Source organism: Halorubrum sp. Hd13, from assembly GCF_002252755.1.
Taxonomy (GTDB): domain Archaea; phylum Halobacteriota; class Halobacteria; order Halobacteriales; family Haloferacaceae; genus Halorubrum.
In genome coordinates this window covers 1-22802 of the sequence record NZ_NHOY01000115.1, presented here as the reverse complement: position 1 = coordinate 22802, position 22802 = coordinate 1, and the positions used below count along the sequence as shown (strand labels likewise).

General features: G+C 70.2%; 22 protein-coding genes and 1 tRNA gene. 7 read left to right on the top strand and 16 right to left on the bottom strand.

Going from position 1 to position 22802, the window contains the following annotated elements; genetic code table 11:
- Positions 1–48 precede the first annotated feature (48 nt).
- The 3 genes from DJ81_RS15545 to DJ81_RS15535 form a co-directional block, all read right to left on the bottom strand.
- The gene (locus tag DJ81_RS15545) at positions 49–1389 is read right to left on the bottom strand and encodes an NAD(P)/FAD-dependent oxidoreductase (protein ID WP_094527940.1); all 1341 of its coding nucleotides are present in this window, start codon (positions 1387–1389) and stop codon (positions 49–51) included.
- Between the two features lie 66 nt (positions 1390–1455).
- A complete protein-coding gene (locus DJ81_RS15540) occupies positions 1456–2001 on the bottom strand; it encodes a pyruvoyl-dependent arginine decarboxylase (protein WP_094522720.1) in 546 nt (181 codons plus the stop codon).
- Between the two features lie 97 nt (positions 2002–2098).
- The gene (locus DJ81_RS15535; RefSeq protein ID WP_094522692.1) at positions 2099–3322 is read right to left on the bottom strand and encodes a proteasome-activating nucleotidase; all 1224 of its coding nucleotides are present in this window, start codon (positions 3320–3322) and stop codon (positions 2099–2101) included.
- 260 nt (positions 3323–3582) lie between these two features.
- On the opposite strand from DJ81_RS15535, the gene DJ81_RS15530 reads away from it, so the two are divergent.
- Positions 3583–4140, top strand: a complete 558-nt coding sequence (locus tag DJ81_RS15530) for a response regulator (protein ID WP_094590473.1) — start codon at positions 3583–3585, stop codon at positions 4138–4140.
- Between the two features lie 17 nt (positions 4141–4157).
- Here the strand turns inward: DJ81_RS15530 and DJ81_RS15525 are convergent, their stop codons facing one another.
- Entirely contained in the window at positions 4158–4442 is a 285-nt protein-coding gene (locus tag DJ81_RS15525; protein ID WP_094522688.1) for an amphi-Trp domain-containing protein, read from the bottom strand.
- A gap of 128 nt (positions 4443–4570) precedes the next feature.
- Here DJ81_RS15525 and DJ81_RS15520 point away from each other — a divergent pair, with 128 nt between their 5' ends.
- Positions 4571–4966, top strand: coding sequence for a hypothetical protein (locus tag DJ81_RS15520; protein ID WP_094522686.1), 396 nt, complete (start codon positions 4571–4573; stop codon positions 4964–4966).
- Between the two features lie 93 nt (positions 4967–5059).
- On the opposite strand, the gene DJ81_RS15515 is transcribed toward DJ81_RS15520, so the two are convergent.
- From DJ81_RS15515 to DJ81_RS15500, 4 genes are all read right to left on the bottom strand, one after another.
- A complete protein-coding gene (locus DJ81_RS15515; RefSeq protein WP_094522684.1) occupies positions 5060–6139 on the bottom strand; it encodes an aminopeptidase in 1080 nt (359 codons plus the stop codon).
- 88 nt (positions 6140–6227) lie between these two features.
- The gene (locus tag DJ81_RS15510) at positions 6228–6959 is read right to left on the bottom strand and encodes a haloacid dehalogenase type II (RefSeq protein WP_094590471.1); all 732 of its coding nucleotides are present in this window, start codon (positions 6957–6959) and stop codon (positions 6228–6230) included.
- 76 nt (positions 6960–7035) lie between these two features.
- A complete protein-coding gene (locus tag DJ81_RS15505) occupies positions 7036–7653 on the bottom strand; it encodes a LysE family translocator (RefSeq protein WP_094590469.1) in 618 nt (205 codons plus the stop codon).
- A 227-nt stretch (positions 7654–7880) separates the two neighbouring features.
- Positions 7881–7955 (bottom strand) — tRNA-Val (locus DJ81_RS15500).
- Positions 7956–8161: 206 nt separating this feature from the next.
- On the opposite strand from DJ81_RS15500, the gene DJ81_RS15495 reads away from it, so the two are divergent.
- The gene (locus tag DJ81_RS15495) at positions 8162–9283 is read left to right on the top strand and encodes a Xaa-Pro peptidase family protein (protein WP_094590467.1); all 1122 of its coding nucleotides are present in this window, start codon (positions 8162–8164) and stop codon (positions 9281–9283) included.
- 68 nt (positions 9284–9351) lie between these two features.
- Here DJ81_RS15495 and DJ81_RS15490 read toward each other — a convergent pair whose 3' ends face one another.
- A complete protein-coding gene (locus DJ81_RS15490) occupies positions 9352–10773 on the bottom strand; it encodes an NAD(P)/FAD-dependent oxidoreductase (RefSeq protein WP_094590465.1) in 1422 nt (473 codons plus the stop codon).
- A 191-nt stretch (positions 10774–10964) separates the two neighbouring features.
- On the opposite strand from DJ81_RS15490, the gene DJ81_RS15485 reads away from it, so the two are divergent.
- Positions 10965–12320 carry a sodium-dependent transporter gene (locus tag DJ81_RS15485; RefSeq protein WP_094527451.1) on the top strand — a complete coding sequence of 452 codons (1356 nt, stop codon included), beginning with the start codon at positions 10965–10967 and terminating at the stop codon, positions 12318–12320.
- A 59-nt stretch (positions 12321–12379) separates the two neighbouring features.
- Here the strand turns inward: DJ81_RS15485 and DJ81_RS15480 are convergent, their stop codons facing one another.
- The 6 genes from DJ81_RS15480 to DJ81_RS15455 form a co-directional block, all read right to left on the bottom strand.
- Entirely contained in the window at positions 12380–13279 is a 900-nt protein-coding gene (locus DJ81_RS15480; RefSeq protein WP_094590463.1) for a glycerophosphodiester phosphodiesterase, read from the bottom strand.
- Positions 13276–13455, bottom strand: coding sequence for a hypothetical protein (locus DJ81_RS15475; RefSeq protein WP_094527449.1), 180 nt, complete (start codon positions 13453–13455; stop codon positions 13276–13278). Before DJ81_RS15475 ends, DJ81_RS15480 begins: the two co-directional genes overlap by 4 nt.
- A gap of 14 nt (positions 13456–13469) precedes the next feature.
- The gene (locus DJ81_RS15470) at positions 13470–14126 is read right to left on the bottom strand and encodes an AIM24 family protein (protein ID WP_094527448.1); all 657 of its coding nucleotides are present in this window, start codon (positions 14124–14126) and stop codon (positions 13470–13472) included.
- Between the two features lie 252 nt (positions 14127–14378).
- Complete coding sequence (locus DJ81_RS15465) at positions 14379–15044, bottom strand: cytochrome c biogenesis protein CcdA (protein ID WP_094522314.1); 666 nt, start codon at positions 15042–15044, stop codon at positions 14379–14381.
- Positions 15045–15060: 16 nt separating this feature from the next.
- Positions 15061–15606, bottom strand: a complete 546-nt coding sequence (locus DJ81_RS15460) for a TlpA disulfide reductase family protein (protein WP_094522313.1) — start codon at positions 15604–15606, stop codon at positions 15061–15063.
- Positions 15603–16298 (bottom strand): SCO family protein, encoded by a 696-nt coding sequence (locus tag DJ81_RS15455; RefSeq protein ID WP_094527446.1) that lies wholly within the window; start codon positions 16296–16298, stop codon positions 15603–15605. The genes DJ81_RS15460 and DJ81_RS15455 overlap by 4 nt, the downstream gene beginning before the upstream one ends.
- Positions 16299–16496: 198 nt before the next feature.
- Here DJ81_RS15455 and DJ81_RS15450 point away from each other — a divergent pair, with 198 nt between their 5' ends.
- The 3 genes from DJ81_RS15450 (at position 16497) to DJ81_RS15440 (ending at position 21402) form a co-directional block, all read left to right on the top strand.
- The gene (locus DJ81_RS15450) at positions 16497–16703 is read left to right on the top strand and encodes a cold-shock protein (RefSeq protein WP_004046191.1); all 207 of its coding nucleotides are present in this window, start codon (positions 16497–16499) and stop codon (positions 16701–16703) included.
- 185 nt (positions 16704–16888) lie between these two features.
- Complete coding sequence (radB, locus tag DJ81_RS15445; RefSeq protein WP_094522311.1) at positions 16889–17596, top strand: DNA repair and recombination protein RadB; 708 nt, start codon at positions 16889–16891, stop codon at positions 17594–17596.
- A gap of 50 nt (positions 17597–17646) precedes the next feature.
- Positions 17647–21402 carry a S8 family serine peptidase gene (locus DJ81_RS15440; protein WP_094590461.1) on the top strand — a complete coding sequence of 1252 codons (3756 nt, stop codon included), beginning with the start codon at positions 17647–17649 and terminating at the stop codon, positions 21400–21402.
- 93 nt (positions 21403–21495) lie between these two features.
- Here DJ81_RS15440 and DJ81_RS15435 read toward each other — a convergent pair whose 3' ends face one another.
- Positions 21496–22635, bottom strand: a complete 1140-nt coding sequence (locus tag DJ81_RS15435; protein ID WP_094590459.1) for a CBS domain-containing protein — start codon at positions 22633–22635, stop codon at positions 21496–21498.
- Positions 22636–22802: the final 167 nt, after the last annotated feature.

Below are 22802 nucleotides of genomic sequence, written 5' to 3'. Positions count from 1 at the left end.
ACTGGGTACGCGGAGCCGGTTAAAAAAGGCGTCGGCGCCCGAACCCCGTCAGGGACGGAGGACGCGCCACGCGACGCTCGGTCGCAGCAGCGACGTCGGCTCTCGTTCTAAGCGGAACACGCGGTAGAACGCATCGGTGAGACGGCCGTCCGCGTGGGCCTTCCGAACGAGCCGGTCGACGTACCTGTTGAACAGGTCCGTCCCCGCCGGCTTCGGTCCCGTCGTCTCGGGAAACCGGAAGTCGCCGCCGACCGCGACGTTCCAGACGGCGTCGACGACGTCGGCCGCCTCGTCGAAGAACCGCGGGGCGAGGTCGTCGAGTCCGGTACCGAGCGCGTGGTGGAGCAACAGCGCGTCTAGCGCCGCGACGGACATCCCCTGTCCGTAGATGGGATTGAAGCTGGCGACGGCGTCGCCCGTGACGACCAGTCCGTCGGGGAACGCGTCCAGCCGCTCGTACCGGCGCCGAACGCTCGACGGGAACGGATAGCGGTGGATCTCGTCGGCGGTCCACTCGCGCTCGCGGACCAGCTCGCCGAGCTCGTCGACCGGAAGGCTCTCCGCGAACGCGATCAGTCCCTCCCGATCCCCGGGGGTGTCGTCGCCGTGGACGCCCTGGACGATCACCTCCCATTCGCCGTCCTCGACCGGAATCGCCGCGCCGCCGCGGGTCCGGGGTGGGTCCGGCGGGACGAAGATCGAATGACGGACGTCACGGGGACGGTCGACCCGGACCGTGGAATAGGTCACGTCGATCTCGACGGACTCCTCCGGCGGGGCCTCGTACCCGTGCGCCGAGAGCCACGCCGGAGTCCTGCTCGTTCGACCGGTGGCGTCGACGACGAGGTCGGCGTCTAGCGACGTCTCTGCTCCCCGTTCACCTCGGTAGCTGACGCCGGTCACTCGCCCCTCGCCGTCGGTGTCGTAGCCGACGAAGTTGCGGTTCCCCCGGAGGGCGATCCCGGGTCGCTCGGCGACCGCCTCGCGAACGACGTGTTCGAACAGCGCCCGACTCGCGCAGTACATCGGTAGTCGGTCGGGACCGTCGGCGAAGAAGTCGCCGGCCTCGTAGTAGCGCATCTCGGTCGCGGCGTCGATCATCAGTCCGCCGGCGATCAAGAGGCGCTCGCCGAACCCCGGAAACAGGTCTTCGAGGGTCGCGCGGCCCGCCTCCAGCATGGCGTGCGGATGGCTCGTCTGCGGTGCGCCGTCGCGCGTCTCCGGCCCGTCGGGGAACTCGTCGCGTTCGAGCACTGTCACCGCCGTGAAGGCGTCGTCGAGCACGCGGGCGGCACACAGTCCGGCCATGCTCCCGCCGACCACGACCGCCCGGTCCCCGAGGTCCGACAGCCGGTCGGGATCGTATCGGTCGACGTTATTTAGTACCATGTTATTAGATGACATGGTAGCCGCTACCGCGTGATTAAATTTTGGAGAGCGGCCGGCGTACGTGGACTACAGGATCGGCTCCGACCGGCCGTACGCGGCGATCACGACCGCGGTCGTGTACCGCTCCGGCGCCGAGGCCGCCGTCTCGACGCGGACCTCGCGGTCGGGCAGATCCCAGTCGCGAAGCTCCGCGCCGGCGTCTAACCCGGTCTCGATCCGCTCGCGCACGTCCTCGGCGTCCTCGCCGGTCACCTCGTAGAAGAGGCCCGGGCCGGGGCCGGTCGCCCAGCCGAGTCCGGCGACCACGTCCGGGCGGCGTCGAGGGGCGCGCTTCGACTCGGCGTCCTCCGCGCCGGCGCGGCCACCCTCCCGGAAGTCCACCTCGTCGTCCGGGCCGACGGTGCGACGCGCCTCGACCACGGTGAGCCGGTTGCCGGCGGAGCCGAGGTCGGGCGCCTCCGCGACCGCCTCGACGGTCGCCTCCGCGGGGACCACGGAGGAGACCGCCACGAGGTTGTAGTTGTGGAGGTTCGCGTCCGCGAGCGCCGCGTCGTAGGAGGCCATCGCCGTGTCGGCGACGCCGACGCCGCCGGCGACGTGGATGATGTTCATTACGATCGGATCGACGGTCACCGCGCTAAGGAGTTACGAACCGACCACAGCCGATGTCAAAACGCGGGCCGCTGGCCTCACCGTTCTCGCCGCAGAACTAGTACTGGTAGTTGATGACCTGCTCTTCGGTCTGCTCCGCGTCCTGGAGCTTCTCGCGGGCCGACTCGAAGTCTGCCTGCGTGACTTCGGTGCGACCGTCGCGGATCGCGAACATGCCGGCCTCGGTCGCCAGCGAGGCGATGTCGGCCCCGCTGTACCCCTCCAGATCCGCGGCGACCTCGGAGACGTCCGTCCCCTCGGCGACGTTCATGTGCTGCGTGTGGATCTCGAGGATGCGCGCGCGGCCCTCGGCGTCGGGCTCGGGCACCTCGATGAGGCGGTCGAACCGGCCCGGACGCAGGATCGCCTCATCGAGCATGTCGAAGCGGTTGGTCGCGGCCATGATCCGCACCTCGCCGCGGTCGTCGAAGCCGTCCATCTCGGAGAGCAACTGCATCATCGTCCGCTGGACCTCGGCGTCGCCGGAGGTCTTCGAGTCCGTCCGCTTGGCGGCGACGGCGTCGATCTCGTCGATGAAGATGACGGCGGGCTCGCGCTCGGACGCCAGCTCGAACAGGTCGCGGACGAGCCGCGCGCCCTCGCCGATGAACTTCCGGACCAGCTCGGAGCCGGCCATCTTGATGAACGTCGCGTCGGACTCGTTCGCGACGGCCTTCGCGAGCATCGTCTTCCCCGTGCCCGGCGGGCCGTGGAGCAGGACGCCGCTCGGGGGCTCGACGCCGACGGCCTCGAACTGCTCGGGGTTCTCCAGCGGGTCTTCGACGGCCTCGCGGACCTCCCGGATCTGGTCGTCGATCCCGCCGATGTCGGCGTACTCGACGTCCGGCGACTCGGTGACCTCCATCGCCTGGGCGCGGGAGTCGGTTTCGTCGTCGAGCACCTGCTGGACCGCGAAGGAGTCGTTGATCGCGACGCGGTCGCCGGCGCGGAGGTCCTCGTCGAGTCGGGTCGCCGCCTGCGTCAGCACCTCTTGGTTGTTGCCGTGCTGTTTGATGACGACGCCGTCGTCCGTGATCTCTTCGACCGACGCGATGTACAGCGAGGAGGTTTTCAGCACCTCGTTCTCGCGTTTCAGCTCGTCGACGTCGGTCTTCAGTTCGCCGCGGCGGCCCTGCGCGTCGTCGAGCCGCTGCTCCAGTTCTTCGTTCACCTGCAGGATCCGCCGGTAGTGCTGGCGGATCGCTTCGAGCCGCTCCGTCTCGCTCATCTCCGGATCGAGCTCGAGACGGGGGCGGTCGGGCAGTGAGGGGCTATGAGACATTCGTTGTGTCCCGATACGGAGCGCGCATAAATGTGCCTTTGGGTCACGGTGGTTCCCCGTTCCGACCGCGCGGCGCAACCCTCCATCCCGCACCGGACCGGCGACCGCGCCGCCGCCGAGCCGGATATCAGGATCGATAATTGTGGGTCAACGTTTTAACATGCCGCGTTCGTAGGCGGCATCATGAGCGCAAGAACGGTCGTCGACCGCGCCGCGCCGGCGTCTCCGACAGGCGATACTCGGGGCGAGGTCCACCGACCATGAGCGACGAGACACCGGCGACGGTCCTCGCGGTCGACGACGAGCCCGACCTCGCCGAGCTGTACCGGGTGTACCTCGACTCGGCGTACGACGTCCGGGTCGCGACCGGCGGCGAGGCGGCGCTGGAGCAGATGGACGAGTCGGTCGACGTCGTCCTCCTCGACCGGCGGATGCCCGACATGACCGGCCACGAGGTGCTCTCGTCCATGCGCGAGGCCGGTCACGACGCCCGCGTCGCGATGCTGACCGCGGTCGAGCCCGACGTCGACATCGTCGACATGCCGTTCGACGACTACAAGACGAAACCGGTGACGAAAGAGGACCTGCTGACGCTCGTAGAGGTGCTGCTCTACCGCGCGGAGTTCGACGAGCACAGCCAGGAGTTCTTCGCGCTGGCCTCGAAGAAGGCCACGCTGGAGGCCGCCGGCACGACGGGGACCGACGAGTACGAGGAGCTCATCGAGCGGATGGAGTCGATCCGCGACCGCGTCGACGACACGCTCGACCACCTCTCCGCGCGCGACGCGTTCGTCGAGGTCCCGAGCAGCGTCACGTAGCCCGGCGGCGACCGCCGTTACTCGATCTCCAGTTCCCCGTCGGCGCCGCCGCTCTCGCCGTCCTCGTCCCACTCCAACTCGAACTCGACGCTCAGCTCTCCGGGACCGTCGGCGGGCCCCTCGCGCTCCACTTTCACCTCGAACGTCGGCCGGGCCGGGGGGTCCATCGTCACCGACTCGTCGCCGCGGGTGAACGTGATCCCGCTCCCTGACTCCAGCGACTCGACGACGGTCCGGAGATACGCGGCAATCTCCTCGCGGCTCCGTCGGCTCTCCGACTCGAAGAGTACTTTTTCAGTCATAGGCGAGCGTACGCGTTCCCGGGACATAAATACCGCCGCGGCCCGGTTCCGGCGCGTCGAACACCGCCGCGGCCCGGTTCCGGCGCGTTCCCCGGCCGTTTTGTGGCGCCCCGTCGAAATCATCCCTCGTGTCCGTCCTCGACTGGCTCCGCACGGTCGTCGCCGTCGCCGTCTACTGGACGGCGATCGCGCTCGGCGGGAGCGTCCTGCTCCCCGACCCGACGAGGCCGCTGGTCGCGATTCCGGTCATCGGCGGCGCCGTCGTCGTCGCGCACGCGGTTCGCGCCGACCGGCTCGTCGAGCTCGGGTACGCCGTCGGGACGCTGTGGATCGCCGTGCTGGTGCTGTCGGTCGGAACCGGCGTCGTCGACGTCGTCGCGGCGCCCGAGGGGGAGATCGCGCCGCTCGCGGACTTCCCGGCGATCGCCGCGGTCGGCACGGTCGGCCTGTTCGGTATCCTCGTCGCCGCGTACGCGGCGTTCGTCAGCCGGAGCACGGCGCGCGACGCCGCCGCGTCGGAGTGAGCGTCGCGGTCGGCGCGACCGCCGATCCGGTCACGGCCGTGCTCGGGAGAGCCGGTCCCGGCCGTGCTCGGGCGCTCCGCTCCCCGACCGCTCTCAGAACCCGTCTTCGAACACGAACGTCCCGTCCCGCTGGACGACCTCGCCGTCGACCTCGATGACGGAGTCCTCGCTCATGTCGACGATCATGTCGACGTGCTCGGCGGACTCGTTGATCGCGTTCTCCTCGCCCACCGTCTCCGGGTACGCGGAACCGACCGCCATGTGGACCGTGTCGCCCATCTTCTCGTCGAACAGCATGTTGTAGGTGAACCGGTCGATCTGGCGGTTCATCCCGATACCCAGTTCGCCGAGTCGCCGCGAGCCCTCGTCGGTGTCGAGGATCCCCGTCAGCAGGTCCTCGTTGCGCTCGGCCGAGTGCGAGACGACCTTCCCGTCCTCGAACCGGAGCCTGACCCCGTCGATCTCGCGCCCGTAGCGGTACAGCGGGAGGTCGAAGTGGACCTCGCCGTCGACGCCGTCGCGGACCGGCGCCGTGAACACCTCGCCGCCGGGCAGGTTCGCCTCGCCGTAGTCGTTGAGCGTCGAGTTGCCCGAGACGTCGAGCGTGAGGTCCGTCTCCTCGCCCGAGCGGATCCGGACCTCGTCGGCGTCGTCGAGGATAGCGACCATCTCCTCTTGGAACGCGCGCTGCTCCTCCCAGTCGAGCGAGACGGCGTCCCAGACGAAGTCCTCGTACGCCTCGGTGCTCATCCCGGCGAGCTGGGCGTGGCTCGCGGTCGGGAACTGCGTGAGACACCACGTCTTCGAGAGGCGCGTGCGCTTGACGTCCTCCATCGCGCGGTTGTAGGCCGCGTTCGCCTCGGGGTCGACGTCGGCGTCCTCCGTCGCGTTCGCCCCGCCGCGCGCGATGACGAAGACGTCCGCCTCCTGATAGAGCGCGAGCCGGTGGTCCGGTTCGGTGAAATCCTCCGAGGAGCGCTTGAACGCGCGCTGAGCGCGCTTCGAGTAGTTGAGGTACACCGGGTTGGCCCCGCGGTCCCCGCAGATCTCGTGGAGGGCGACCGCCAGGTCCTCGGCCTCGGCGGGTAGCTGAATGACGACGTCGTCGCCCGACTCGATGCCGGTCGAGTGGTCGGCGATGATCTCGGCGTGTTCGCGGATGCGTGCGTCCATACGACCACCTCTCGCCGCGGGGGATTACCGGTTTTGGAAGCGGCCGGCGGTTCCGCGGCGCGGCCACGTCCGCGGGTCCGCGGCGCCGCTACTCGGTCGCGGTCCCGCGGGGCGCGAGCGCGTCGGCCAGCGCCTCGGTGTCGGGGACGGTGATGTCCGGCCGGTGTGTCCACCCCCCGTACGGGTTCTCGTGCCTGTTGAGGAACGCGCCGCGCATGCCGACCGCCCTCGCGCCGACGAGGTCGAACGTGTGCGCGGTCACGAAGGCGACCTCGTGGGGCGCGACATCGAGCGCCTCGCAGGTCAGGTCGTACGACGCCCGGTGGGGCTTGTAGGCGCCCGCCTCGGCGACCGACACGACGCCGTCCAGTTCCGTCTCGAAGTTGGGCCGGACCGCCTCGAGCATGTCGGGGTCGCCGTTCGAGAGGCCGACCAGTTCGTACTCCTCGCTCAGCCGGTCTAACGCGGCGTCGACGTCCGAATACGGCTCGAGCGTCTTCCACTGCCGGATGACGGCGCGGACCGCCTCGTCGGGAACGTCGAGGCCGATCTGTTCGAGCCGATACGCGAGCGCGCGTCGGCTGATCTCCTTGAACGGTGTGTGGGGTCCCGGGATCAGCGAGTCGATCATCGAGTCCCGGAAGTGCATGGCGAGATACCGCCGGAGCAGGACCTCGGGGTCGTAGTCGCTCCCGTGATCGTCGAGCAGGGCCTGCAGCGCGGGGACGAGGGTCGCTTCGCGGTCGAGCAGCGTGTCCCACAGGTCGAACGCGAGCACCTTCGTCTCCTCCCGGAGCGTCTCCGCGGCGATTTCAGACATATGACGGCTGTCACACCGACGGTATGCGTTATCAAACTACGGTTCGCGGAACGGTCGCGTACCGTCCCGGGACCGCTCACCCCGTCAGCACCCACGCGCCGATCAGGAGCAGGATCCCGCCCGCGACCCGGTCCAGCCAGCGGCCGGTCCGCTCGGACCGGAGCACGTCCGCGGCGCCGTCGGCGATGACCGCCACGCCGCCGAGGTAGAGAGCCGTGAGCGCGGCGTACGTGGCGCCGAGGACCGCGATCGACGTGCCGCCGTCCCCCCCGGCGCCGCCCGCCGCGAACCCGGGAAGGAACGCGAGGAAGAACAGCGCGACCTGCGGGTTGAGGGCGTTGACGAGGAACCCCTCCCGCACGCCGCCCCCCGCCGGCGACGGCCGGTCGCTCTCGGCCGACCGCAGGGCGTCGACGCCGAGGTAGAGGAGGAAGAGCCCGCCGACGAGTTGGACGGCCCGTTCGGCGCCCGGAACGGCCCGATAGATCGCCGCGACGCCGACCGCGACGAGCGCGGTGTGGAACAGGATCCCCGTCGTGACGCCGAGCGCGGCGCGCAGGCCGGCCGTTCGATCCTCGATCCCGCGGGAGAGCACGTACAGCGTGTCGGGTCCCGGCGTCACGACGAGCGTCGCCGCCGCCAGCAGGAACAGGGCGTACGTCGAGGGGTCGACGGCGAGCGCCGTGCCGGTCATTACCTCGGAGAGCGGACTCCGCCGAGAAAAATCGACCGGCCGGGTCGCGGACGACTGACGCCTCGCCGTCGCTCACGGTTGCGGCGTCGACAGAAATGGGTTGGGGCGGATTTGAACCTCGGTCGCTCCGTTCGCTGTCGCTCACTTCGCTCCCTGATTCGAATCCGCGGCACCATTTCGTCGACGCGGACCGCTCCTGCCGCTCGCGGTTGCGACGTCGACAGAAATGGGTTGGGGCGGATTTGAACCGCCGGCCTCCTCCATGTCAAGGAGGTGTCATAACCGGACTAGACTACCAACCCGAGGGGGGCTTACTGACGCGTTTCGTCGTATCCGGGGGACGTAATTGAACCTTTCGTTTCGAACGGCGACGGCGCGGCGCGGTCCCCCGATCGACCGCCGCTCTCCTGCGGCGATCCGAGCCGCGGTAACGGATTCTCTCGACCGCGCCGGCGCCGCCGCGGCCGGCTTTCGACCGCTTTTACTGGATCCGCGAGAGTCGGTCGGTATGGTCGATCTCGACGCCCGCACCGAGAGGCTCGACGCGTATCTCGACGACCGCGGGCTCGAAGCGGTCTGGTTCGCCAAGCCGAACGGGTTCGCGTGGCTCACCGGCGGCGACAACGTCGTCGACGACGACGCCGACGTCGGAGTCGCGGCCGCCGGCTACGACGGCGCGCTTCGCGTGATCACGGACAACGTCGAGGCGGAGCGGCTCGCCGCCGAGGAGCTCCCAGACGCGGTCGCCGTCGAGTCGTTCCCGTGGTACGCCGACTCGCTGGCCGGGGCCGTCGCGGAGCGCTCGCCCGCGCCCGCCGCCGCCGACTTCGACGTCCCGAGGTTCGAGCGCGTCGACGGGAGCCGCCTGCGCCAGCCGCTCACCGACGACGACGTCGAGCGCTACCGCGAGCTGGGCCGCGAGGCGGCCGCCGCCGTCGAGACCGTCTGCCGCAACCTCGAGCCCGAGGACCCGGAGTACGAGGTCGCCGCCGGGATCGACATCGCGCTCGCCTCCCGCGACGTCGACACCCCCGTGGTGCTCGTCGGCGGCGCGGAGCGCGCGCGGCGCTTCCGCCACTACACGCCGAGCGACGCGACGCTCGGCGACTACGCGCTCGTCTCCGTCACGGCCGAGCGTGCGGGGCTCTACGCCTCGCTGACCCGGACAGTCGCCTTCGACGCCCCCGACTGGCTGGAGGCGCGCCACCGCGCCGCGGCCCGCGTCGAGGCGACCGCGCTCGCGGCGACGGAGGCCGCGGCGGACGGCAGTCTCACGGACGGGGACGCCTCCGACACCGCCGGGGACGTCTTCGACGCGATCCGCGAGGCGTACGACGCCGTCGGCTTCGCCGACGAGTGGCGCGAACACCACCAGGGCGGCGCCGCGGGGTTCGCGGGCCGCGAGTGGTTCGCCGCGCCCGGGAGCGACGAACCGGTCCGACGGCCGATGGGCTATGCGTGGAATCCGACCGTGCAGGGAGCGAAGAGCGAGGACACCCACCTCGTCGCGCCCGACTTCACCGAGACGCTGACGAAGACGGGTCAGTGGCCGACTCACGAGGTCGAGCCGGTCGACGTCGAGGGGGTCTCGACCGAGCCGCGAGAGCTGTCGGCGCCGGTGATTCGGTGAGGCTAGCGCCGGTGATCCGGTGAGGGCGGTGCCGGAACCGCCGGACTCAACCGGGGCGGCCTCGCGGACTAGTAGACGTACTCGCTCTCGTCGATGCCGACGTAGTCCTTCTTGACGCGGCGCTTGTTCCACCTGTAGCCGAGCAGGAGCTTCACCGACTCCCAGCCCGAGCGGTACGGCTGCGCGAGGAGGCCGTCGCCGGCCTCGGCCGCCAACATGGCGTCGGCGGCGCCGATGATCCGGTTCCAGTCGTCCGGGTCGTAGTCGGCGACCATGTCGGCCATCGTCACGTTGCGGACGACCTCGTCGCCGATCGCCTCCTTCCAGCGCCTGTTGTACGGCGCCATGTCGCCCGCGGCGGCCAGGTCGCCGGCGATGGCGCCGGTGCGGACCGCCACGTGGTCGCCGCCCTCGTGGAAGGCGGAGGTCGTCCCCATCGCGCCGCCGACCACCGCGACCCCGGCGTCCGTCGGCGAGTCGATCGGACGGGTCGACGAGATCGGATACGTCTCGGTGCCGTTCCGTTTGCCCGCCTCCTCGACGAGCGGGAAGTCCTCCTCGATATCGTACTCGTCGCCGTACTGCCACTCCAGCAGCCGTCGGACGTACTCGCCGCCCTGCGGGATCGACTCGTCGTCGGGCTCCAGCAGGGCGTACGCGTCCCGGTCGAAGGCGTCGACGTCGAGGCCGATCGGCATCGTCAGCCCGACCCGACAGACGCGGTCGTCGTTCGGGAAGATCCACGGATACGCCGTCTCGCCCGGCATCACGCCCCACCAGAAGACGAGCGCGTCTTCGACCTGCTCGTACACCGCCTCCGGGACGCGTCGGTACTCCTGGTAGGCGATGTGGTTCGCCGTCCGGGAGGCCAGCCGCTCGGAGGCGGCCGCGTCCGCGGGGAGGTACTCGTCGAGCACGCGATTCGTCACGGTGCGCTGCGGGCCGTCGGCGAGCACGAGGAAGTCGGCCCCGACCGACTCGCCGGAGGCGAGCTCGACGACGTGACGGGGATCGCCGCTCCCGCCGGTGCCGTCGGTCCCGCCCGACCCGTCGCTCGGGTCCGCCGACAGGTCGGTGTCGACGCCGCGGACGGACACGCCCGCGCGGTACTCGGCCCCGGCGTCCTCGGCGCGGTCGCGGAGCCAGTCGTCGAAGCGCGCGCGCTGGAAGGTGTAGCCGAACTTGTCGTACGACGAGTCGATACCGGTGGAGGTGAGCGTCGCCGCCTCGTCCGGCCCGCGGAACTCGGCGCGGGTCAGCTCCCGTTGGACGACGCCGTCGTCGAACTCGTCGGGGTGGATCCCCATGATGTCGACCCAGTAGTCCAAGATCCCCGCGGCGTCCGTCGAGTCGGGGCCGAGCCCGTCGCGGTCGGCCCGCGGCACCCCCTTCTCGAGGACGAGGGCGTCAGCGCCGCCGGTCGCGGCCGCGTGCGCCGCGGACGCGCCGGCCGGACCGCCTCCCACGATAGCGACGTCTACGCGTTCCATATCCCGTGAGGTCACCCTCCGGCTATTAAATTCACGGTCCCTGACGGGGCGAACCGAACGCCTCGCCCGCGGCGGCGATCCGGACTGCGCGGACACCGGTCGCCGCGGCGGGTCGTTCAGGGACGTTGACATGGGTGTCAGCGGGCGAAAAGACACGTTTTTAGACCGCAACGAGATTTGCTCCGATACCAATGGCACGCGAGACGTGGGCGACGCGGGCGGGGTTCATCCTCGCCGCGGTGGGTAGCGCCGTCGGGCTCGGGAACATCTGGCGGTTCCCGTTCATCACCGGCCAGTACGGCGGATCGTCGTTTCTGATCACCTATCTGGCGTTCGTCGCGCTGATCGGGTTCCCGGCGATTCTCGTCGAGTTCGTGATCGGCCGTCGGACCGACCGGAATCCCGTCGGCGCGCTGCGGGAACTCGGCAGCGGCGCGTGGTCGTACGCCGGCTGGCTGTTCGTCGCCACCGGCTTCATAATCCTGTCGTACTACAGCGTCGTCGCAGGCTGGTTCCTCCGGTACACCCTCATCGGACTCACCGACGGGTTTACGATCACCGACCCGGCCGAGGCGGAGGCGCTGTTCGGAACGGTCTCGACCGGCCTCGACACGCTCCTCTTTCACGCCGCGTTCATGATGCTCGTCATCGGTATCATCGCCGCCGGCGTCAGGCGCGGCATCGAGCTGAGCGTGAAGGTGATGGTGCCCGCCATCCTGGTGTTGCTGCTGGGGCTGGCCGCCTACGGGTTCACCCTCGACGGCGCGAGCGCGGCGTACGGGTACTACCTCTCGCCGGACTTCGGAACGATCGCGGCGAACTGGACCGAGATACTGCCCGCCGCCGCCGGACAGGCCTTCTTCACCCTCTCGCTCGGGATGGGCGTGATGATCACCTACGCCTCCTACCTCGGTGAGGACCGGAATCTGGCGTCGGACGCCGGCGTCATCGCCGCACTCGACACGCTCGTCGCCGTCCTCGTCGGGTTCGTCGTCTTCCCCGTTCTCTTCACCGTCGGCATCGAACCGGGCACGGGCGGTCCCGGGGCGATCTTCGTGAGCCTCACCTCGGCGTTCGCCGGGATCCCCGGCGGACGAGCCATCGGCGTCGTCTTCTTCGGCATGGTCGGGATCGCGGCGCTCTCGTCCGCGATCAGCATCCTCGAAGTGCTCGTCTCGTACCTGATCGACGAGCTCGGCGTCGCTCGCGTCCCCGCCGCGGCGGCCATCGGCGTCGCCGTCTTCCTGCTCGGCGTCCCGGTGACGATCGACCTGATATTCCTCGACCTGTACGACAAGCTGGCGGACGGCATCCTGCTCGTGCTCGGCTCGCTGCTGCTCGCGCTGTTCGTCGGGTGGGTGATCCCCGAGATCGCCCGCGACGAGCTGGAGAGGGGCATCGGCGACATCGGCGGGCTCGGGACCGCCTGGCTCTGGATCGTGCGCGTCCCCATCGTGATCGTCGTGCTCGTCTCGCTGTACCTCGGTATCGTCGACTACGCCGGGTTCCTCACCGGCGGCTTCGCGGACTGGCTGGCGGCGCGCTGAGCGTTCCACGCCCCACCGCGGAACCGAGTTTTCGCGTCGATCGGCCCCCGGCAGAGGGGTCACTCGCGCAGCAGCGTCGAGTAATCGGCGATGACTCCGTCGACGCCGGCCGCGGCGAGCCGGTCGGCCTGATACCACGTCTCGACGGTCCAGACGTTCACGTCGCGCCCCGCCTCGTGCGCGGCCGCGAGGAGGTCCGGTCCGCCCGACTCTCCGCCGCCCCCGAACCGCTCGGCGTCGAAGAACGGCGTTCCGCGAATCGCGTCGATCGGCGGGTGGACCGCGGCCGCGTCGTGCTCGCGGGCGATCGCCAGTCCGTCGGCGATCGACTCGGCCACCAGCGGGGCGACCGGCAGCGACGACCGCTCGCGGACCGCGGCGAGCGCCCCCTCGCAGAACGACGAGAACAGGAGGTCGTTCCCGGACCCCTCGGCGACGCCCAGCACCCGGTCGACGAACGGCCGCCAGACCGCCGTCCGGTCCGCGAGCGCGTCGCCGGCGAGCTTCTCGTCGGGCCGGAGGTCGCCCCGGCCCGGGTTCTTGAGTTCGACGTTCACGCCGACGTCCGGGGGAAGCGCCTCGAGCGTGTCGGCGAGCAGCGGGACGGTCTCCCCGCTGTCGAGCACCTCGGCGCCGGTGACGGTCGCGGTGTCCGTCTCCCAGACGAGACCCGCCGCGTCGGTGAGTCCGCGGTCGACGGCGGTACCGGAATCGCCGCGTCCGCCGCGACCGGAGAGCTCCGCGTCGTGAACGACGACCACGTCGCCGTCGGCGGTGGGCATGACGTCGACTTCGACCCAGTCGGCCTGACGCCCCGCGGGAACGTCGGACTCGGCGGAGCCGTCCGACCTCGCGACCCCCGCGGCCCGCTCGACGGCCGCCACGGTGTTCTCGGGGTTCTCGCCGGCGAACCCGCGGTGTGCGATCAGGGTCGGCGTCGGGCGCGCGGCGTCGGTCATATCGCGTCGAGGACGGCGTCGACGACGAGGCCGACCGCCTCGGTGACGGCCGCCTCAGCCCGCGCGAGCGGGCCGGTCGACTCCGCGTCGTCGTCGCCGTCGCGGTCGCCGGCGAACTCGTCGTCCGCCCGCCGGGCGCCGTTCGCGTCGTCGCTCGTTTCGGTCGCGTCCCTCATCGTCGGACCGCCGGTCAGACGTGCTCCTCGTACGGCTGAACGACGACGAACCCGTCGGGGCCGTCGAAGCGCATCTGGTACCGCTCGCCGGACTCCTGGCCGACCATGTCCGAGAGGCTGCGGTTGACCTCGACGCTCGGGGAGGTGCCGCCCCAGGCGACGGTCGCGCTGGGATCCGTCGCGACCGGCGTCTCCAAGACGATCGGATCGCCGTGCGTGGTGAGCGCGACGTAGCCCGGTCCCTCGAGGTAGACGTTGCTGAACCCACCGGCGAGCGAGCCGGCAAGGCTGTCGATGGTGCTGATCTCGTAGGAGAGCCTCTCCTCGAAGGCGAGGACGTCCTCCCCGTTGACCGTGATCGCCTCGCCGGCGTCGAGCTCGACGACTTGTACCTTCTTCCCGGCGTCGGCGAAGTAGACGTGACCTCGGCCCTCCACGGCCATGATCGGCGTCCCCTCGCCGGTGGCCGCTTCCTTGAGGAAGCCGGTGATCCCGCCCTCGGCGGAGGCCTTCCCCGTGAACGAGACGTCGCCGGTGTACGCGATCATCGATCCGGCCTTCGCCATCACGGTCCCGTCGACGTCGACGTCGAGGGTGTAGCTGTTCTCGCGCTGGAACGGTTCCGCGCTTTCCGTCGGTGCGTTCTCGGCTGTGAACTGATCTAGGTTCATGATGCGGGGACCGAACCATCGTGGACGGCCGCGCGCCGCCCGGTTCGGCTGGATGACACTTCCTCGCTATCGAATATGAATGTTGGTGGTCTCACGCGTGGACGGGTCCGGGTCACCGTCTCGGCGCCCCGACATCGGTCGCCCGTCCGCCGCTGACAACCCGCTCGTCCGTCCGCCGCTGACAACCCGCTCGCCCGTCCGCCGCTGACAACCCGCTCGTGTGCCGCCGGTACTACGGTCGGCGACGGCCTCTCAGTAGACGACCAGCGAGAGGTACAGCTGGCCGATCCCGGCGACGACCATCACGGCCCCGGCGACCCGCTTCAGGGCGCCCGCGTGGGCCATCACGCGGTTGGCGTTGCCGATCAGTCCCACCCCCGTCGCGACGGTCGTCGCGGCCATCAGGACGGCGACCGTGCCGGCGTACACGGAGAGGATCAGGACGGCGGCGTCGCCGGGAAGCGCGATGGCCCGCGCGACCACGCCGAGGAACACGGGCGCGACGCAGCCCGCGCCGGCCAGCGCGTACCCCGCGCCGAACACCCCGAACCCGAAGACGCTCGACCGCCGCTTCGGCAGCGGGAGCGACACCGACGGGGCGCGCCCGGCGACCACGAGCAGCCCGAAGATGACGAGCAGCACGCCGACGAGCGTCTCGAAGACGGTGATGTTCGACAGCGTCGAGTACCCGATCCGCACCGTCGCGCCCGCGAGCAGCGCGAACGTCGCGAGGACGCCGAGCGCGGCCGCGACCCCGCGCAAGCCCGCCCCGGAGACGGAGGCGGCCTCGGCGTCGACGGAGTTCACGTAGAAGCCCACGTACCCCGGCAACAGCGGGTACGCGCACGGAGAAAAGAACGTCGCCACGCCCGCGGTCACGGCGAAAGGGACGTTCGTCGCGAGCGAGACGTCGGTCATCTGTCGGCTCGTCCCCTCATCGGTCCAGCGCCCGCTCGATCCCGTTCACGAACTCCTCCGTGGTGTGGGTCCCTGACGTCGCCCAGCGCACGCGCCCCGTCGCGTCGACGGCGCGCGCGCTCGGATAGCCGCCGACGCCGAGCCGAGCCGCGAGCTCGGCGGTCGTGTCGGCCGCGACCAGCCAGTCGCCGTCGTGCTCGCGCCACCAGTCGGCGACCGTCTCCTCGCTGACCGCGCCGCCGACGTCCTCCGTCGTCACCGAGACGAACAGCACCTCGTCGCCGATCCGGTCGTGGGCCTCGGCGAGGGCCGGCATCTGCTCGGCGCACGGGGGACACCACGTTCCGAAGAAGTCGATGAACGTCGGGCGATCTGGCGCCGGAAGCGTCGCCTCGCCGTCGCGGCTTCCCGGCGCGTCGACCGTCGGCAGCGTCGTCGGCTCGATCGGTTCGTGCGCGTCCCCGCTCCCGAGCACCGCGGGCGCGCTCCCGGACGCGACGACTCCGGCCCCGCCGAGCGCGCCCGCGCTGGCGAGTCCGGCGAGGAGGTGGCGGCGCCTCACGCGGTGACCACCCGCTCAAAGTCGCTCACGAGCCGTTCGATGTCCGTCTGCGGGCCACGCGGGTAGGCGCGCTCGACGATCCCCCGCTTGTTCGCGAGAAGGATCAGCCCGTAGTGGGGGAACTGGTACTCCAGGTTCTCGTACTGGTCGGCGTCCCGCTTCTCGATCACGAGCCCGAAGTTCTCGTCCATCAGCTCCTGCGCGCGCTCGTAGCTCTCGGGTCGCAGGAAGTGCCAGTTGCCGGCGTCGAGGTCGACGCCCTGCTGGCCGGCGTACTCGCGGAGGACCTCGGCGGTGTCGCGCTCGGGGTCGAACGTGAGCGCGAGGAAGGCGGACTCGTCCCCGTACCCCTCCTCGGCGGCGACCGCCTGCGCGCGCCGGAGCCGGAGGATGAGCGCCGGGCAGACGCCGTCCGGGCAGTTCGTGTAAAACGAGGTCCACAGGACGGCGCGCTCGCCCTCGAAGTCGGCGACTGACACCTCGTCGCCCGTGAGCGGGTCAGGAACGGTAAAATTCGGCATCTCGTCGCCGTAGCTCGGGTGGACGGCCTCGCTCAGGTCCCGCTCCGGCGGGCCGAGGACGGTTCCCTCGGCGCCCGAGTCGCCGAGGACGCCGAGACAGCCGGCGGTCCCGACGGTCGCGCCGACGCCGGTCCCGGCCGCGAGCGACCGCAGATAGGTGCGACGATCCATGTGTATACGCCGACCTACGTCCTCGCGCGTAAATGAACCCCGCGACTGGTCGCACCGCGCGGCGACGGCGGCGGAAGCGTCGAAGAACCGGGTCTCGGCGTCTAAGACGACGCCGACGCGACCGACGGGCGCCGAGACGGTCGTGGTACCACGACCCTCGCAAGCGTTATCCCCCAAACGCCCGTCTGTTTGGTTGCAATGGCAAACGGTAAGGTTGACTTCTTCAACGACACTGGCGGCTACGGTTTCATTTCGACTGACGACGGCGATCTCGACGACGACGAGGACGTGTTCTTCCACATGGAAGACGTCGGCGGCCCGGACCTCGAGGAGGGTCAGGAGGTCGAGTTCGACATCGAGTCGTCCCCCAAGGGACCCCGCGCGACGAACCTGACGCGCAACTAACGATTCTACCGCGGACGCCGCGTCCGCACGCACTACCGGACCCCGTCGCCGGTCACCGAGACCGGCGACCGTTCCGTTCTTTCACGCTTATTTTTCCCGACGAGCGACGGTGCTCGACCGTTTACCCACGCTCGACGACGCCGGGATCGACCGTTTAAATACGAGTGCGGGCGAGACGGTTCACAGTGAGCGATCCGATCCCGACCGGCTGTCGGCCGGTCGACGACCTGTTGGGTGGCGGCTTCGAGCGCGGGGTCGTCACGCAGGTGTACGGCCCGCCAGCGGCCGGGAAGACGAACCTCGCGTTGGCCGCGGCGGTCGAGGTCGCCGCCGGCGGCGACCGCGCCCTCTACATCGACACCGAGGGGCTCTCGATCGACCGGTTCGAGCAGCTCGCCGCGGGGCGGGCCGACGACCCCGACGTCGACGACGCGGTCGAGGAGATCGCGTCGCGGCTGGTGATCTCCGAGGCGTACGACTTCGACGACCAGCGGGAGGCGGTCCGCGACGCGGAGGAGCTCGCCGAGGAGGTCGAGCTGATCGTGTTGGACTCCGCGACGGGGTTCTACCGGCTGGAGCGCGCCGGCGACACCGAGGGCGGCCAGTCGCTCCGGAAGGTCGCCAAGCAGGTGACGCACCTCCTCTCGCTGGCGCGCCGCCACGACATCGCCGTCGTGATCACGAACCAGGTGTTCACCGACCCCGACTCCGACCGCGACCGCGCGCTCGGCGGCAACACGCTCAACCACTGGACCGGGGCGATCCTCCGCGTCGACAGGTTCCGCGGCGGGAACCGCCGGGCCACGCTGGAGAAACACCGCTCGAAGCCCGCCGGCGACTCCGTCACCTTCCGGATCGTCGCCGACGGGCTCGCCGAGGGCGCGGACGCCTGAGCGGCGCGCCGGTCGGGGGAATTAAGCCCTTCCTACCGTCCTAATACGTAATGAGTAACGGAGCGGGTCGACCCGGACGAGCGACCGTCCTGCTCGTCGTCGCCTGCGTCCTCGCGGCCGCCCTCGCGCCCGCGGCGGCGGCCGGCGGGCTCGGCGAAGCGGCCGTCGACCGCCCCGCGGTCGGCGTCGACGCGGCCTCCACGTCCCCCGCTCCCTCGCCGTCGACGGCGCCGGCGACGGCAACTCCGCCCGCCACGGCAACTCCGCCCGCGACGCCGACGTCGCTCGGGGCGGCGTCGTCCGACGCCGTGGGTCCCGGACTGCGGTCGGCGAACGGCACCGTTGAGCTCGTGGTGCGCTTCGGAGACGACGCCGGGACCGGAGCGCGCCGCGCCGCCGACGGCGGCCGGATCGGGACTGACGAGCTCAAGACGAACGCCGCGACCGCGCAGGGAAGCTTCGAACGGTTCGCAGAGCGGAAGCCCGGCGTCACGGTCGAGCGGAGCTTCTGGCTCGCGAACGCGATGCTCGTCACGGTCGACACCGAGAGCGTCGCGGTCGAGCGCCTCCTCGACGTGCGCGGCGTCGAGCGCGTTCACGAGAATTTCCGGATGGAACTCGACTCGGCGGCGACCGCGGACGGCGGAGCCGGAGCCGGCGCCCTCGATTCTCCCGCGGGCCCCACGGCCGGTACCGTCTCTGCCGGTTCGACGGCGACGAACGCGACGTACGGCGTCGAGATGGTACGTGCCCCCGAGGTCTGGGAGACGTTCGGAACCCGTGGCGAGGGCGCGACCGTTGCCGTGATCGACACGGGAATTGACCCGAACCACCCGGACCTGACAGTGAGCGGGTGGGCGGAGTACGACACGGACGGGAATCTCGTGAGTGACAACGTCAGCGACGCGTCAGATGGTAACGGTCACGGTACCCACGTCGCCGGAACGGTCGCCGGTGGTAACGAGAGCGGGACGGCGATCGGCGTGGCGCCGGCGGCGACGCTCCACGGTGTCAAAGTGTTCGACGACGACGGCGGAAACGCGACGTTCACACGGGTCGTTGCCGGCATGGAACACGCGTCAGAGGACCCCGAAGTCGACGTTTTGCAAATGAGTCTGGGTGCAGACGGGTACGCCGCCGACATGATCGAGCCGGTCCGAAACGCGCGGGACGCCGGGAAGGTCGTCGTCGCATCGTCCGGGAATCGCGACTTAGAGCCGTCGAGCTCTCCGGGTAACATATACGACACCCTCGGCGTCGGGGCTGTCGACTCCGACCGCGAGGTCCCTTCCTTTTCGGGCGGCGAAAACGTATCTACCGACAGTGCGTGGGGAAACGATGCTCCGTCTGACTGGCCCGATCAGTACGTCGTCCCGGACGTCTCTGCTCCGGGCGTGTCGGTGAACTCGACAGCAGCGGGCGGTGGATACCGAAATCTCACGGGCACCTCAATGGCTGCACCCCACGTTTCCGGCGTCGCGGCGCTGATGATCTCGGTGACGTCGCGGAACGTCACCGACGAGGAGCTCTCCGACACGCTTCGAGACACCGCGAATCACCCGGACGACGCGACGGGCCCCGACACACGATACGGCGCGGGGATCGTCGACGGGTTCGCGGCCGTCTCGTCGGTCACGGAGAACCGGTCGACGCTCGCGGTGAGCGAGTTCGACGCGCCGACTGAGGTCGCACCCGGAGAGACGCTGGAACCGACGGCGACGGTCGAAAACACCGGCTCGGACCCCGGAGTCGGTGCCGTCGAGTATCGGTTCGACGGCGCCGTCGGCGACGAGGCGAACGTCTCGCTCGCTCCGGGCGAGAGCGCGACCGTCTCGTTCTCGTACGTCGTCCCGAGCGACACGCCGACGAACGCGACCGACGAGCACGGCGTCTACACGAGAGACTCGAACCGGACCGCGGCGGTCGACGTCCTCGACCCGCCCTCCTACGAGGTGTCGGCCCTCCGAGCGCCCGCGTTCATCGAGCGAAATGGGAGCCTCGACGCGACGGCGACCGTGGCGAACGTCGGCGGACTCGGCGGCGAGAACCGCACCGTCGAACTCCGGCTGACCGACCCCGCGAACGCGAGCGACGTGCGGGTGCTCGACGCCGCGAACGTCTCGATCGGAGCCGGGAACGCCACGGCGGTCGCGCTGAACGGGACCGTCCCGAGCGGTTTCGCGACGGGCGAGACGACGGTCGCGGTGGCGTCGTCCGAGGACGCGGCCGACGCGACCGTCGGCGTCGCCGACGCGGTCGGCACCGTGAACGGCACCGTCACCGACGCGGAGACGGACGCGACGCTCCCCGGGATATCGGTAGTCGTCGACGACGGGAGCGCGGCGATCGGTGAGACGACGACCGACGCGGACGGAACGTACGCAATGAGCGCGCCGGCGACCGGTCTGAACGTCACCGCGGGCAACGCGACGTACGCGCCGGCGAATCGGACGGTGACTCTGAACGAGTCCGGAGACGCGGCGGTCGCGGACTTCGCTTTGACGCTCCGCAACGGCACGCTTTCGGGCGACGTGAACGCGACGGACGGACTCGACCGTCCCGCCACTGCGACCGTGACCGTCACCGACGCGGAGACGGACGCAACCGTCGCCTCGCTCGACGTCGGCGAGGGCGGCACCTACGCCGTCGACCTCCGCCCGAACGCCTACGACGTCGCCGTCGACGCGCCGGACTTCGAGCCGATGACGCGGACGTCTATCCGCGTCAGGCCGAACGCGACGACGGACCCGTCCCTCGCGCTCGATCCGAAGCCAGCGTCGCTGATCGGAACGGTGACGAACGCGAGCGACGGCGGGCCCGTCGCGGGGGCGACGGCAACCGCGGACGGGAGAGCGGCCACGGCCGACTCGAACGGCAGCTATTCGCTCGCGGTGGCGCGCGGCGAGCGGACCGTGACCGTCTCCGCGGACGGCTACGCGGACGTGACGGAGACGGCGACGCTCGCCGCGAACGAGACCCGAGAGGTAAACGCCTCGCTGGCTCCCCGAGGCGTGTTCACCCTCACCGGGTTGTCGGGGCCCGCCGAGATCGAACGGGGATCGAGCGGTGAGTTCGACGTCGCCGTGCTGAACGAGGGGCGCGCCGCCGACGACGCCGCCGTGAGCGTCGCCGTTGACCCGAGCGGGTCGGTGAGCCCGAACTCGGTCTCGATCGCCGGAGTCGCGGTCGACGACACCGGTTCTGGGACGTTCACCGTCTCGACCGCGTCGAGCGCGTCGACGGGGACGTACGAGGTCACCGCCTCGACGGCCGACGACTCTCGAACGGCCTCTTTCGAGGTGGTACACAGCGAGGACGGCGGAAGCGACGGAGGGAGTGACGGCGGCACGTCCGGCGGCGGCGGATCCGGCGGGGGTGGTGGCGGGACCGGGGATTCCACCGGCGGTGACGGGGCCACGGTGCCGGACGACGGAGAGGCGGGAGACTCCCTGAATGAAACGACGGAAGCCACCAACGAAACGAACGACCTGACCGACGAACCGACGGAACCCACCAACGAAACGACGGAACTGACCAACGAGACGGATCCCCCCGCGAACGAGACGGGGTCCCCGACCGAGGAGCGTGAGCCCGTTGACGGCGAGTCGGCGGGCGACGGCGACGGCGGATCAGACGCGAGCGACGGGTCGACCGAGTCCGGCGGTGACGACGAGGCGGGGACCGACGAGCCCGGCGCGCCGGACGACACCTCGGACGACGAGGCACCAGGATTCGGGCCGATCGCCGGGGTGATCGCGCTCCTCGCGGCGACCCTGCTCGGAAGGCTACGCGCCGGGAACGCCTGATACCGACGCCGGGAACACCGTTATCGGCCGGGCATCACGAGACGTCGCGAAAAACCGCCGGGACCGCCGAGCGTCGCCGAACGCCTTATCTGCTCACAGTTCGCCGAGCTTGCGGAGCAGCTGGCCGCGGTACTCCTCGTCGGCGTTGACGCCCTTGATCTCCAAGACGTTGCGCTCCAGCTTGTCGAGCGCCACGTGGAAGGCGTGCTCGGCGCCGTACCCCTCGCCGGAGCCGCCGACCTGGCCCTCGTTGGTCCGGAGGCGGATCTGACACTGGATCAGGGGCGTGCCGCGGAGCTTCTCCTTGTGGGCGTGGAGACGGACGTGCGCGTGGATGACGTGCATCGCGGCGTACTTGTCGGCGACCTGCTCGATCGACTCGACGATGTGCCCGCGGGTGGTCGTGTCCAGCAGGTCGACGTTCGTGATCTGCACGTCCATCGAGTCCTGCTCGGTGAACGTGAGCGCCCGGAGCACGTCGGTCTTCGTCACCATCCCGGCGACCGTGTCGGCGCCGTCCGGCGTGACGACGAGCCCGGAGACCCTGTTGTCGAACATCCGCTCGACGACCGCCTGGGCGGTCTCGTCGGCGGTCGCGGTGACGACGGGGCTCGACATGATGTCGTAGACGGGGATGTCGAGCATGCGGTCGATGTCGCCGGCGCGGTCGCCGCTGCCCTGTCGCTCCTGGTCGCGGACGACGAACTCGACGATGTCGTTGGTGGTGACGACGCCGACCAGTTGGCCGTCCTCGTCGAGGGCGGGGAGCCGGGAGATCCCGTTCTCGCGGAGGCGGTTGATCGCGCGGCCGACGCTGTCTTTCTCGCTGATCCCGATGACGTCCTCGGTGGCGACCTGCGCGACGGTGATCGCGTCGAGGCTGTCGAGGACGGCCTCGAGGATCTGGTCGACCGTGACGATCCCGTAGAGCTTCTCCCCCTCGTAGACGGGCGCGATCTTCACGTCCCCCTCGACGAGGAGGCGGGCCGTCTCCCGCACGTCCTCGTGGCGGTCGACGGAGGGCGCGGGCTTCATGACGGCCGACACCTTCGTGTCGTCCTCCATGCGCGAGCGCATGAGCTGCTTCTCGCCGACCACGCCGGCGTACTCGCCGTCGTCGGTGACGACGATCCCCTTCGGGTTCTCGCGCTCGAAGATGGACCGGACCTTGGCGAGTCGCGTGTCGACGTCGACCTCGACGTATTCCGGCACCGCGATATCAACGATATTCATGTGCAAGTCGGGGATTCGTCGCGCCGGGTATTGAAAGTGCGGGAGGCGTGTTCGACGGTGAGATCGCTCCCGCCTCGGTGGTGTCAATTCGCATTCATTTCCGCTCGAACGGCGAGGGAAAATATCGGCGGTCCACGGCGACCGGAACGGTCGTGTTAACTTAAGCA